General features: G+C 72.3%; 12 protein-coding genes. 3 read left to right on the top strand and 9 right to left on the bottom strand.

Features of this window, described 5'->3' with window-relative positions:
* Nucleotides 1-66: 66 nt before the first annotated feature.
* Nucleotides 67-813 carry a CocE/NonD family hydrolase gene (locus IEZ11_RS11050; RefSeq protein WP_189262488.1) on the top strand — a complete coding sequence of 249 codons (747 nt, stop codon included), beginning with the start codon at nucleotides 67-69 and terminating at the stop codon, nucleotides 811-813.
* A gap of 38 nt (nucleotides 814-851) precedes the next feature.
* On the opposite strand, the gene IEZ11_RS11045 is transcribed toward IEZ11_RS11050, so the two are convergent.
* The 4 genes from IEZ11_RS11045 to IEZ11_RS11030 form a co-directional block, all read right to left on the bottom strand.
* Nucleotides 852-1,550 (bottom strand): response regulator, encoded by a 699-nt coding sequence (locus IEZ11_RS11045; RefSeq protein WP_189262487.1) that lies wholly within the window; start codon nucleotides 1,548-1,550, stop codon nucleotides 852-854.
* 72 nt (nucleotides 1,551-1,622) lie between these two features.
* The gene (locus IEZ11_RS11040) at nucleotides 1,623-3,638 is read right to left on the bottom strand and encodes an ABC transporter permease (protein WP_189262486.1); all 2,016 of its coding nucleotides are present in this window, start codon (nucleotides 3,636-3,638) and stop codon (nucleotides 1,623-1,625) included.
* Nucleotides 3,639-3,657: 19 nt separating this feature from the next.
* Nucleotides 3,658-4,341 (bottom strand): ABC transporter ATP-binding protein, encoded by a 684-nt coding sequence (locus IEZ11_RS11035; protein WP_189262485.1) that lies wholly within the window; start codon nucleotides 4,339-4,341, stop codon nucleotides 3,658-3,660.
* A 19-nt stretch (nucleotides 4,342-4,360) separates the two neighbouring features.
* Nucleotides 4,361-4,732, bottom strand: a complete 372-nt coding sequence (locus IEZ11_RS11030; protein ID WP_189262484.1) for a DUF4333 domain-containing protein — start codon at nucleotides 4,730-4,732, stop codon at nucleotides 4,361-4,363.
* 159 nt (nucleotides 4,733-4,891) lie between these two features.
* Here IEZ11_RS11030 and IEZ11_RS11025 point away from each other — a divergent pair, with 159 nt between their 5' ends.
* Nucleotides 4,892-6,100: a sensor histidine kinase gene (locus tag IEZ11_RS11025; RefSeq protein WP_189262483.1), complete on the top strand. Its 1,209-nt coding sequence runs from the start codon at nucleotides 4,892-4,894 to the stop codon at nucleotides 6,098-6,100.
* 109 nt (nucleotides 6,101-6,209) lie between these two features.
* Complete coding sequence (locus tag IEZ11_RS11020; RefSeq protein ID WP_229712949.1) at nucleotides 6,210-6,806, top strand: alpha/beta hydrolase; 597 nt, start codon at nucleotides 6,210-6,212, stop codon at nucleotides 6,804-6,806.
* Here IEZ11_RS11020 and IEZ11_RS11015 read toward each other — a convergent pair.
* From IEZ11_RS11015 to IEZ11_RS10995, 5 genes are all read right to left on the bottom strand, one after another.
* On the bottom strand, nucleotides 6,790-8,211 hold the full coding sequence (locus IEZ11_RS11015; RefSeq protein ID WP_189262482.1) for a HupE/UreJ family protein: 1,422 nt from the start codon (nucleotides 8,209-8,211) through the stop codon (nucleotides 6,790-6,792). The genes IEZ11_RS11020 and IEZ11_RS11015 overlap by 17 nt on opposite strands.
* Nucleotides 8,208-9,302 carry a DUF3500 domain-containing protein gene (locus IEZ11_RS11010; RefSeq protein WP_189262481.1) on the bottom strand — a complete coding sequence of 365 codons (1,095 nt, stop codon included), beginning with the start codon at nucleotides 9,300-9,302 and terminating at the stop codon, nucleotides 8,208-8,210. The genes IEZ11_RS11015 and IEZ11_RS11010 overlap by 4 nt, the downstream gene beginning before the upstream one ends.
* Nucleotides 9,303-9,705: 403 nt before the next feature.
* Nucleotides 9,706-10,941 carry an MFS transporter gene (locus IEZ11_RS11005; RefSeq protein WP_229712948.1) on the bottom strand — a complete coding sequence of 412 codons (1,236 nt, stop codon included), beginning with the start codon at nucleotides 10,939-10,941 and terminating at the stop codon, nucleotides 9,706-9,708.
* Between the two features lie 20 nt (nucleotides 10,942-10,961).
* Nucleotides 10,962-11,492: a DinB family protein gene (locus tag IEZ11_RS11000; protein ID WP_189262480.1), complete on the bottom strand. Its 531-nt coding sequence runs from the start codon at nucleotides 11,490-11,492 to the stop codon at nucleotides 10,962-10,964.
* A complete protein-coding gene (locus tag IEZ11_RS10995; RefSeq protein WP_189262479.1) occupies nucleotides 11,480-12,568 on the bottom strand; it encodes a flavin monoamine oxidase family protein in 1,089 nt (362 codons plus the stop codon). Before IEZ11_RS10995 ends, IEZ11_RS11000 begins: the two co-directional genes overlap by 13 nt.

Genomic DNA, 12,568 nt, shown 5'->3' with positions numbered 1-12,568 from the left:
TGACGAGCGCAACCCGTATGTCAGCGAGACCGCGCTCGCCGAGAAGATCGAGACCGAGTGCGGCGAGTGGCGGACTTCTTCGACGAGCATCTCAACGCGGTACGGCCGACGGCACCCCGACCGCGTGCCCGGTGGCACGTCGGACACGTCGGCTGGCAGTCCTCGCAGGAGTACCCGCCGCCGAGCCGGCCGCTCACCTTCCACCTCGCCGCCCAGGGCACGGGGGTGCACGCCCTGAACCGCCTCCCGGACGAGGCGACGACCTCGCTGGCCTGGACGCACGACCCGGAGCACCCGGTCCCGTCCAGCACCGGCATCGAGGCCATCTGGTACCTGCTCGCGGACTACCCCGACGAGCGCGGCCTCGCCGACCGTCCCGACGTGCTCACCTTCCGGACCGAGCCGCTGTCCGAGCACCTCGACTTCGCCGGACAGCCGGTCCTGTCGGCGCAGGTCTCGTTCTCGGCGCCCTCCACGCATGTCTTCGCGAAGCTGCAGGACGTGTACCCCGACGGCACCACGCGCCCGGTCTCCTGGGGCCGCGCCGTTCTTTCCGAGCGGGGCGGTGACACCCTGACCCTGACCCTGGACGACAACGGCTACCGGCTCCGCAAGGGCCACCGCCTCCAGTTGCAGATCCAGTCGAGCGACTTCCCGCACTCCGCCGTCCATCCGGGCACGGACGGCAACCCGTGGTTCACGACGGAAGCGGTCCGGAGTACGCAGAGCCTCGTCGTCGGGGGTGCCGCCGGTGCGCGGCTCGTCCTCCCCGCCGTCACCGTCGCGGAGGTCCGGGACGAGGGTGCCTGGTAGGTCGCCCGCCCCGCCCTTCATCGCGGTACGGGATCACGTCAGGCGCCTGGCCGCACGTGCCCGTGCTGCCAGGCCCAGGCCGCGATCTCGACACGGTTGCGGGCCGCCACCTTGAGCTGGACGCTGCCGAGGTGCGTCTTGACCGTGGACAGGGAGACGTACAGCTCGGCGGCGATCTCGGCGTTCGTACGGCCGAGGGCGACCAGGCGGACGACGTCGAGTTCACGGTCGGTGAGGGGGTCCGCGGGCGGGGCGGCCCCCACCGGAGCAGTGGTGGGGGCCTCGGCGGCCATGACGTGCTTGAGCAGGCGGACCGTGACCGACGGCGAGACCAGCGAGTCGCCGACCGCGGCGGCGCGGACCGCCTCCGCGAGGAGCGTGGGCCCCGAGTCCTTGAGCAGGAACCCGCAGGCGCCCCCGCGCAGCGCCCCGTACACGTACTCGTCGAGGTCGAAGGTGGTGACCACGACCACCCTCATCGGGTCGGCCTCCTGGGGCCCCGCCAGCAGCCGGGTCGCCTCCAGACCGTCCAGCTTCGGCATCCGGATGTCCAGCAGGCACACGTCCGGCCGCAGCTGCCGGGCCAGCGCCACCGCCCGCTCGCCGTCCGCGGCCTCGGCGACCACCGTGATGTCGGGCTGGGCGTCGAGGAAGAAGCGGAACCCGGTGCGGACCATCTCCTGGTCGTCGGCGATGAGGACGCGGATGGGTGCCCCGGTCGGAGTGGGAGTGGTCATGGTCCGATCATGCCTCAGCGGGACGGGGCCTCGGGGGGACGAGCCGATCGCGGGTACGCCATCGGTCCACGGTCAGTCCGCGGTGGGTACCGGCCCGGCCGTCACCCTCCGCAGCAGCGGCCTGCTGCCGGCGATGGCGGCGAACACGGCCAGCGCGCCGACGGCCACGCAGACCACCAACTCCAGGGCGCCGCCGACGTTCATCGTGGTACCGGCCGCCTTGTTGAGCTGCATGGCGCCGAAGGCCCCCATCGCGGTGGTGCCGCCGGCCAGCACGGCCAACGGGATGACCGTCTCCCGGACCCGGGCCCCGTCCAGCACCTCCAGCGGAGTGCCGGACAACCGGAGCAGCCCGTACACCCGGCGCCGGTCGAGGACGTTCGCGGCGGCGGTGAGACCGGCCGAGGCGGCCGCGACAAGGAAGTTCAGCACCAGGGTGGCGGAACTGACGGCGGCCACCCGGGCGGTGACGGTGTCGTCCGGGGCGGACACGTACTCCTGTGTGAAGGGGTATCTGCCGGACCCGAGGGGTGTCAGGGCGGTGACGGCGGTGTCGAGGCGGTCCGGTCCGCCGGAGACCTGGGCGGTCACCCCGTCGACACCGCCGAGCAGGCTGTCGTAGGCGTCCTCGCCGGTGACGATGACAGTCGCCGTGACGCCCGCCCGGCGCAGCGCCTCGCGTGCCTCGGTGGCGGTGTGCCGGGCGTCGGCGGCGTTGGCGGTGATCACCGCGATCTGGCCGTGGTGACTCGGGCCTTCGGAGCCCAGGGCGCTGACGGAGAAGAACCCGGCCACGAACCCCGCGAGCACCAGACCGCTGACGGTGCGCCAGGCCCCGCGCGGGTCGTCGCTGAGCCGACGCGCGGCCAGCAGCGTGGCCGGGCGCTTGGCACGGCGGCCCACGACGCGCCCGAGCCGGTCCACCACCCACGGGCCGAACAGCCAGAACGCGCCGTAGAACAGGGCCAGCAGGGCGAGCAACTGGCGGGTCTTCAGCTGGCCGCCGTCACCCGTGGACATCCAGATGTAGAGCAGGACCCCCACGAACAGCACCAGGCGGACGGCGCGGGTGCGGCGCGGGTCGGCCTGCTGGGCGACGCCCAGGGGCGAGGCGGCCACCTGGCGCAGCATCGTCACCGCGCTGACGGTGATGAGCGCGGTGACGGCCGCCACCACCGCGGCGAGCCACGGCAGTCCCACCCACAGCTGTCCGGTGTACCAGGCGCCGACGCCGTACGGGATCTCGGCGAGGGCGGGCAGCGACGCGACGTAGGCGAGCGCGCCCGCCAGGGCTCCGGCCGCGCCGACCCCGGCCGCCTCGACGGCGGTGAGGGCGAGGATCTGCCGCGGGGTGGCTCCGGCCAGCCGCAGTGCGGCGAGCCGCTGTTCGCGCCGGGCCGCGCCGAGCCGTCCGGCGGCCGCGGCCAGCACGACGACCGGTACGACCAGGAGCACCACGCCCAGCAGCACGGTCCCCTGGTCGGCGGCGGTGAACACACTGGCCTTGGTGGCCGAGAACCCGGCGACCGGGGCGCGCTTCGTCAGGTCCTCGTCGTAGTAGTTCTGGTTCCCGGCGGACTTCGAGACGGCCGCGTCGCCGGGCGCCCGCCCGACCACCGCGACCAGTTCGTCGGGCGAGGCCAGACCGGCGGCGGTGATCGTGCCGTACGACGTCACCCTGGGGAAGCGGTCGGCCAGTTGTGCGGCGGGGAGCCTGTGCAGCAGCTCGGCCAGTGCCGGGGAGACGTACACCTCGCCCCGCTTCGGGAAGCCGTGCAGGCCGGGGGGCGCGGGGGTCGGGGCGCGGCCCGGCAGCTGGGCCAGGTTCACGACGGTGACCGGTTCCCGGCGGACGTACGTCGTGGTCGTGGCCTGGACGGCCGTCGCCCGCTTCGCCGGTACGGCGTCGGGGGTGCGCCACGTGGTGTGGGCGGCGCGGTCGCCGGCACCGACGGTGGCGGCGATCATCACCAGCAACAGGAAGGAGCCGACGGCGGCGGCCCCGGCCGCGAGCAGCTGGGAGTGCAGGCCGCGGCGGCCGGATGCCTTGGCGAGGTGCCAGGTCAGGGGCAGGACGGGGGAAGGCATGGTGGCTGCTCCTGCGGGCTCAGGCGATGGTGAACTGGCTGTAGCCACTGATCCGGCCGTCCCGGACCTGGAGGACCCGGCCGCAGTGGGCGGCGACGTCGGCGTCGTGGGTGACCATCACCAGGGCGGCGCCCGTCTCCCGGGTCGCGAAGGTCAGCAGCTGGACCACCTCGGTGCTGGTGCGCTGGTCCAGGGCGCCGGTGGGCTCGTCGGCGAAGACCACGTCCGGCTCGACGGCCAGGGCACGGGCGATGGCGACGCGCTGGGCCTGTCCGCCGGAGAGCTGGCCGGGGCGGCGCCGCTCCAGCCCTTCCAGGCCCAGGGGCGCGAACCAGCGTCGTCCGCGGGCGACGGCCTCGGCGCGCGGCACGCCCTCCAGCATCAGCGGCAGCGCGACGTTCTCCTCGGCGGGCAGCTCCGGCAGCAGTTGCCCGCACTGGAAGACGAACCCGAACCTCTTGCGGCGCAGCGCGCTGAGCCGGTTCTCCCCCAGGCTGTCTATCCGCTCACCGCGCAGCAGCACCTGCCCGTCGTCGGGGCGGATGATCCCCGCGAGGGTGTGCAGCAAGGTGGACTTGCCGGACCCGGACGGGCCCATGATCGCCAGCGAGTCGCGCTCACCGACCTCGACGTCCACGCCGCCCAGGGCGGTGGTGGAGCCGTACTTCTTGACGAGGCCGTGACCGGCCAGAACGGCACCCATGATGGCTCGCGGTCCCTTCTCAGCGCTCGAACGTCCAGGTGACGCTCTTCGCGCCCGCCTTGATCACCCGGACAGGGATGTCGACGCTCCCGCCGCCGCGTTTCTCCCCCGTGCAGGTGACGGTGGCCCCGGCCACCGCCTTGAGGCCCGTGGGGCAGCTGACGGCGGTGAGCTTGTCGCCGACCCACGGCAGCGGGTGGTACTTGCTCTCGGTACGGCCCTCGACGATGTTCGCCGCGAGCGCCCGATGGCCGTCCACCGACACCGTGGTGCGCTCGTCCAGCCCGGTGGTCGACTCGGTGCCCGAGAGCAGATACGTACCGAGGCCGCCGAGCGCGAAAGCGGCGGTCACGCCGCCGAGGGCGCCGATGAGGAACTTGCTGCGCTGCATCGCGTACTCCTGATGTCCGTGGTGGGGAGGCGGCTCCACCCTCGCCCGCCGGACCGGGCGCGCGCCTCGGCCGAACGGCCGGGATCACGGGGCGGACCCGCCGGGCCCTCGGCCGTTCGGCCGATCCCGCCGCCGGAGGTCTGACCTACCGTGATCGGCATGAAGTCCGTTCCCGCCCGGGGCTGTGCCCGGGGCCTCGCCGTCGGTGTCCTCGTCGCCGCCTGCGTCGTCGACGTCGTTCTCTACGCGGGCTCCGACGGGGCGAGCGTCCTGCCGACGGCCAGCCCCACCTGGCAGACCCTGGCCGTGGTGCTCGTCGGGCTGGCCGCCGTGCTGTGGCCGGCCGGGCGGCGGCCCGAGTGGCTCACCCCGCAGGTGCGCACCGCCGTGCCCGCGCTCGTCTCGGCCCTGCTCACCGCGGCGTCGCTCCTGGTCCGGGGGCCGGTCGTGTTCGGCCCCGGCGAGATCCTGCTCCTCCTGACCCTCCTCTTCATCGCGGTACGGCAATGCCCGCCCCGCTGGGCCGTCGTGTGCGGCGTCCTCGACGCGGGCGCGCTGCTCGCCCTCCCGGTACGTGGCGACGTGACGTTCAGCAGTGACCTGCTGGGCCTGGAGATGATCGGGCTGGTGCTGGTCGGACTCGTCGCCGGTCTCGCCGGCTATCTGCGTTCGCTGGACTACCGCCGCGCCGTGGCCGTCAGCGAGACCCGCCGCGACGAACGTCTGGCCATCGCCGCCGACCTGCACGACTTCGTCGCCCACCACGTCACCGGCATCCTCGTCCAGACCCAGATGGCCCGCATGATGGCGGCCGGCCGGCCGCAGGAACTCGACCCCGGCCTGTCGCAGGAACTCGACCCCGTCCTGGCCGGCATCGAACGTGCCGCCACCGAGGCGCTCGCCTCGATGCGCCGCACGGTCGGCGTACTGCGCCACACCGGTCCCGAGACGGAGCGCCACCGCCCGGTCGGCGACCTGGCCGGCATCACCGAACTGGTCGAGAACTTCACGGCTCCCGGGCAGCAGGTGACCCTGCACCACGACCCGGCCGTGTCCGACGGCCTCCCCCACGAGATCCAGGCCGCGGCCTTCCGAGTGGCCCAGGAAGCACTCACCAACATCCGCAGGCACGCCGCCGACGCCACCCACGTCGAACTCCGCCTGCACGCCGACGACGCCCGCCTGGTGGTGACCGTGGTGGACGACGGCCGCGGCGGCACCCAGCTCCCGTTGGCCGCCCACGGCGGCGGCTTCGGCCTCGTCGGCCTCAAGGAGCGGGTGACCGCGGTGGGAGGCGAACTGTGCACGGGACAGCGGGAGGGCGGGGGCTGGGAGGTACGGGCGGTGTTTCCGAGGCGGAAGTCCTGACGGCGACGCCTTCTCCACGCTGCACCTCACCGCGGAGCACGGTCCGGTGCCCGCCCGTCATGGTGCCGAACCCGGGCGGACGGCTGGAGGAGCGTGCGGTCGGCCGAGCGTGGTCGTTCGCGGCGCCGTGGATCCGGGTCACCGTCGCACCAGGGTCGGTTCACTGCGGGGGTCCTTCGGCACCGAGCCCTACCAGGCAGCCCACGACATCGTCGCCCTCCGAAAGTCCAGCGCGGGCCATCGGACCAATCGCCCGGACACCAGCCCCGCGGACGCGGTGAACGACAACGGCGGCGGCCTCGACTGGGCCACCACCTGTGGCGACAACACGGCGTCGTGGCCCCGCGACCCGGCCCGCTACCAGCGGGACGCCCGCCGCGAGAAGTCCCGCCTCCCCTTCTACGGCGACTTCGCCGCGAACATCACCCCGTGCGCCTTCTGGCCCCGCGGCGCGGAACCGGCCACCCACGTCGACAACTCGGTCGGGGCCCTGGTCGTACAGAACCAGTGGGATCCCCAGACGCCCCTGTCCAGCGGCCGCGCCATGCACCGCGCGCTGCACGGCTCGCGCCTGGTGTACGTCCGTGGCGGCCGCGGCCACGCCGTGTACGCCCTCCCCGGCGCCCCCGCCTGCGTCACCCGCACCGTCAACGCCTACCTCACGGGCGGACGCCTGCCGAGGACCGACGTCACCTGCGATTCCTGAGAGCGAAGTCGGCCCGAGGGGTCCGCTGCAGAGTCTCGGACGTGTCCGGGGCTCGGACCGGCCCTCGGCCTCGGCGACGGCTGACGGCCGTCCAGAGCGCGGCGAGCACCGCGGCACCGGTCAGGACGACGAACAGCTCGGACGTGTGTGTTCCGGCGCTGTCCGCCGCTCGGGCCACCGGGTTGGCCAGGCCGAGGCGGTCGAGGAGCCAGCCCAGGGCGGCGACGGCCGTCAGGGCGGCGCAGGCGCAGCGGACGACGGCGGTCCGTGGAAGCCGGGTCAGGAGGAGCAGACTCGGCATGGCGAGGAGGACCAGGAGGAGCTGCATCGCCTCGATACCCAGGTTGAAGCCGGCCAGGCTGAGGGCGAGCTGGGCCGTGGAGAGGTGCATCTGCGCCAGGACGAAGGAGAACGCCAGGCCGTGTCCGAGACCGAAGAAGCCGGCTACCACGGCCTCGTGTCCCGGGAACAGCGGGCGGATCGCGTGGACCGCGCCGACCAGGATGCTGAAGGCGATGAACGCCTCCACCGGTTGGGCCGGGATGTCGAGTTTTCCGAACGCGCTCAGGGCGAGCGCGAGGGAATGCCCGATGGTGAAGGCGAGAGTGGTGCGGGCCATCCGGCCCATGGCGGTCTTGGCGTCCACCGTTCCGCGCCATCGGTGCCGGCTTGCCAGCAGGGGCGTGGGCAGCAGGAGGATCAGCAGGAAGAGCAGATGGTCGGTGCCTTCGAGAATGTGGTCGGCACCGAGTCGGAACATGGCGTACGTCCCGCTCCACACACTCCCCGTCTCCAGGTTGATGGTGAGTGGTGTGACCTTCATGGTGCGGGTGTCGATACGGATGACGCCCACCTGGGTGGCCGATCCCCCGTCCCCGTCGGCCACGTGGCCGGTGGCCCAGTCCTGACGGATCGACACCAGGACGGTGTGGGTGACGACCTGGTGGACCACGGCGTCATAGCCGAGGGCGAAGTGCCGGGTGTCCCCTCCGGCGGGCGGGGTGAGCGTGGCCCGGACGGTCAGCTCGCGGTAGGGACCGGTGGAGGTCTGTTCCGCCCGGTTCAGTACGACGTCACCGAAGGCGACGGTCCAGGCCTTGCCCTTGAGGGTGGTGGGGCGCACATGGGCGGCCAGGTAGCGGCGGATCACGGCTCTCCGTGCCGCCAGTTGCCGTGCCGTGGTCCTGTCGTCCAGCTCGATGCCGCTGGCCCGGGAGAAGTCGCTGACCGGGAGCTCCAGTTCGACGGAGACCGACGTCTCGTGCACGTCGAGCAGGAGCACGGAGTGCGGCATGGGATGCGCGGCAGCGGGCGGCGCTGCCAGGAGCAGCGCCGCCGTCACCGCCGTCGCGATCCCGGCCAGCATGCGCAGCGCATGTGACAGTGAGATCGGCGGGCGGCTCATGAGAACGTGAACTCCCCTCCGTAGTCGGTGTTGTGGTCCCGGTAGACGGTGTGGTAATGGATCTGGCTGGAGAAGACCACGCCGTCCTGGCAGACGAACTCGATCCAGACGCCCGGTCCGTCGATGCGGACGTAGTCGCCCTGTGCGCTCAGGTCCGTGCTGCCGGAGTACGAGATGTAGGTTTCGTCGAGCTCCGACTTGTAGGTGCTCAGCACGGAGGCGGCGGTGTCGTCGTCGGCCACGTCGACCCACGGCTTGATGGCGGCCAGGACCAGCGCCTGCTGGTCGTCGGTGAGTTCGCTGACCTTGAGGCCCTCCTTGGTCGACGGGAAGGCGCCGTCGTCGTCCGGGCCGAGCAGCACGTCACTGAAGGACTCGGACAGCTTCGCCTCCGACAGTTCGTCGGTGGTCAGGCTGTCCACCATGGCCTTCATCCCGTCGTACATCCCGGACAGGGGTGCGTACGAGGTGCCGTCGTCGCCGGTCCAGCTGGTCGGCTCCACACCGACGAAGTACGGGGTGGAACCCTCGACCGCGCCGTCCTTGTAGGTGAGGTTCAGCGCGAGGTGGTGACCGCCGAAGTGCAGCTGCCAGGTCCCGCTGGTGCTCGGCGTGCCGAGGAACGCCAGGTAGTAGTTGCCGCTGCCGTAGCCGGTGGCGGTCTCGCCGAGGTAGTCGTCGGCGGCCAGGATCTGAGTGACCTGGTCGTCGCCGGTGTCGGTCCCGGTGCCGGTCGCCGCCTTGATCACCGCCTTGGCGGCGGTCAGTTGGGTGTCACTGAGGCTGCTGAGCTCGATGCCGACCCGGCAGGTCGAACCGCACGGGAGATTCGACCACGCGGTGGCGTTCGCCTGGGTGAAGTCCAGCAGCACGGACGACTGCTGATCACTGTCCAGGGTGGCGATGAACGCGTTGGCGGCGGTGACGACGTCCGAGACGCCGGAACCGGCCGAGTCGGAGTCCGCGGACGTGGCGGACGAGGACGAGGCGGTCACGCCGGCGACGGACGTGCCGCTCTCGCCGGTGGCGGCGTTCGCCGTGTACAGCCCGCCGAGGAGAAGCGCCGTTCCCGCGGCAAAGGACGCGACCATCTTCCTCTTACGCCGCGACGACCTGCGGTGAGCGTTGTTCGCCTGCAATGTGGTATCCCTTCTTCACAGCCGACCGAAAAGAGACCTTCAGAAATCTCTTCGGCATTTCCTTGACAAGCGACATTCGATCGCCGGGCACTGTGATGGATACCTGAGAGGACTTTGATTCCTGCGTGATTTCCTGTCAACGCATCTGAAAATAAGGCTAGTTGACGAGTATCCAGGGTGTCTGAAGAAGAGAAACCCCAGGTGGGTCGAGACTCAGGGAATGAGGCACGATTTCAGTTTCGACGTTTCGGGCGACGGGGGCCTAAATCCCCTTCTGACGCGAGAAGTTCAGGCCCACAAGATGAGCACAGGAGGCGAGAGAGCGGTCATGCCGGTGCAGTGGTGTCGCGTCGACTCACCGGCTGCTCGCGCTGACGGTGATGGCGGGGAGCACGGCGAGGGCGAGGACGCCGCCGGTGAGGGCGAGGACGGGAAAGCCGGCGGCGGCCACGACGAGTCCGGAGCTCAGGCCGCCGGTGGCGCCGGCGACGGCGATGGACACGTCGACCATGCCCTGGGTCCTGGCGCGGGTGGCCAGCGGCACGGCGTCGGTGATCATCGCGGTGCCGGAGACGAGGCCGAGGTTCCAGCCCAGGCCGAGGAGGGCGAGCGCGAGGGCGAGCACGGCAACGGAGTCGACGGGCGCGGCGGCGGCGGTGCTTCCGGCGGCGAGGAGGGTCAGGCCGGAGGCCGCGGCGACGAGGGTCGGACCGTGGCGGTCCACGAGCCAGCCGGTCAGCGGCGAGGGCAGGTACATGGCGCCGACGTGGATGGCGATGACGAGGCCGGAGGCCGCGGTGCCGTGGCCGTGGTCGTGCATGTGCACGGGGGTCATCGTCATGATCGCGACCATGACGAGCTGGGTGAGGATCATCGTCAGCGCGCCCGGGATCAGCCCCGGCCCGCGAGTCTTCGCCGCGCGGGTCTGCGTCGGCCGCTGGACGTCGAGGCTGCGGGCGAGCAGCAGGGGGTCCGGGCGCAGCCAGACGGCCAGGACGAGGGCGGCCAGCGCGTAGGCGACGCCGGCGAGGAGGAAGGGTCCGGCCAGGGCGGGGATGCCGAGGTGGTCGGCGAGGGTGCCGGTGGGTGCGGCGAGGTTGGGGCCGACGACGCCGCCGAGGGTGGTGGCGACCAGGACGGTGGAGACGGCGCGGGCACGGTGGGCGGGAGCTGCGAGGTCGGCTCCGGCGTACCGGGCCTGGAGGTTGGTGGCCGTCCCCGCGCCGTAGACGAACAAGGCGACGAACAGCAGCACCGGGCTCCGGGCGACGGCGGCGGCGATGACGCCCGCGCTGCCGACGGCACCGGTCAGGTATCCGGCGGCCAGGCCCGGTCGGCGTCCCCGGGCCTGCGATATGCGGCCGATGGTGACGGCGGCGAGGGCCGAACCGGCGGTGAACAGCGCGCTGGGCAGCCCCGCCAGGTCGGTGGAGCCGAGCATGTCCTGGGCGAGCAGGGCTCCGACGGTGATGCCCGCCGCGAGCCCCGCCCCGCTCAGGATCTGGCTGCTGACCAGGACGGCGAGGACGCGGCGCTGGGCCTCGGACCGCTGGGACATACCGGCGGCGGTGTCCGCGGCGGTGCTTGTCACGGGTGAGTCTCCCTCTGGGGCTACAGAACGTCTACGACGAGATAGCCGTCGATACGGCGCAGGTGCTCGCTGTCGGGATCGGGCGGGAGCGCGTGCCCGAGGTCGCCCGCGCGGACCTCGCTGATCCACTGGTCGTGCTGGTACTCGTGGTTGACGAGCGTGGTGAGCAAGTGGGTCGCGACCACAATCAGTTGGGCGGGGGCGCCGACCCGGCCGGCGGCGATGTCGCCGATGCGGGCGTGCACGCGGTCGGCGACGGTCTCGCGGAACTCGGTGAGCCGTTTGACCGTCGGCAGCGTGCCGCGGAACTTCTCCGGGTTCGCCGAGTCCATGAGTCCGTCGAGTTCCGGGTCGGGGCTGGGCTCCGCCGCGGTGAGGTTGCGGATCATGAAATGGGCGACATGGGCCTGGTGGCCGAGGTGCCAGCCGATGGCGCTGGAGTTCTCGTGCGGACGCCAGGTCACCTCGTCCGGCGTGAGGTCCCGCCACAGGTCGTCGGTATAGGCACGGGCACGGTCGTACTCGCGCAGCAACGCCTCTATCTGGAGCATGAGTTCGCCTCTTCTGCGGTCGCTTGCTTGGTCAGGGACGCCGTCACCGCTCGCTCGGCGGCGGTCAGCGCGCCCTCGATGTGCCCGGCGTACCGGTCGGCCGTCTCGGTCGAGGCCCAGTGCAGCCTGCCGTCCAGCGCGGATCGACGGTAGAGCGGGTGGCCGAACAGGGAGTGGTCGGCCAGGTGGTGCACGCCAGGCGGCGCGGTCCACCGCTCGCCGCTCCAGTCCTGGATGTGGAGCGTCTCGGGCTCAGCGGCGGCAGGGCCGAAGAGCTGGGCCAGCTGGGCGGTCACGGCCTGCTCGAAGTCGGGGCCGACGGCCTGCGCCGCGGCGAAGCCGAACAGCGCGGCGGGCCGTCCGCCGGGACCCGACATGTCGTGCACCTCCTGCAACGGGCCGGTTCTGCTGGCCGCCGCCCCCGCGAGCCCCGCCTCCCGCCAGAAGGCGGCCGGGTAGCGGGCAACGACCTTGGCAACGGCCCCCATCCACACGGGAGTCGCCTCGGCGAGGCGGACCAGTTCCGGTGACAGGTGCGAGCCGAAGTCGATGCGCGCGAGGGCGAGCGCGGGAGGTACGGCCACGATCACCTGCTCGGCATGCAGCACCGAGCCCGGCGTACGGACGTCGAGCCCGCCGGTGGCGCGGCGGTGGATCGCGGTGACGGGACTGTCCGGTCGTACGACGTCCGCGGGCAGTTCGGCCGCGAGCGCACGGGCGAGGGCTTCGGCCCCGGGTGCGAAGCGGCGGGCGGGGGCGTCGAGCAGGTTGCCGTGCAGCCGTCGTACGCCGGTGGCGTCCTGGACGAGAGTGTCCCCCGCCAGAGGCTGCTCGAAGGTGTCGATGCCGAGCCGCGCGGCGAGATCCGCGACCCGCCGCTCCCCCTTCCAGTACCAGGTGGCCCCCAGATCGAGGGCTCCCGGCGGGGCGGCCGCGCTGAGCAGCCGCCCGCCGACACGTTCGCGTGCCTCCAGGCACACGGTGTCGCGGCCGGCGGCGACCAGGGCGGCGGTCGCGGCGAGGCCGGCGATCCCGGCACCGACCACGACGACGTCGTGGCCGTGATGCTGGAGCAT

The organism is Streptomyces fuscichromogenes (assembly GCF_014645815.1).
In the GTDB taxonomy this organism is placed as follows: Bacteria; Actinomycetota; Actinomycetes; order Streptomycetales; family Streptomycetaceae; genus Streptomyces; species Streptomyces fuscichromogenes.
Note: the sequence above shows the minus strand (reverse complement) of the source record. Positions and strands in the feature narration are given on the sequence as shown.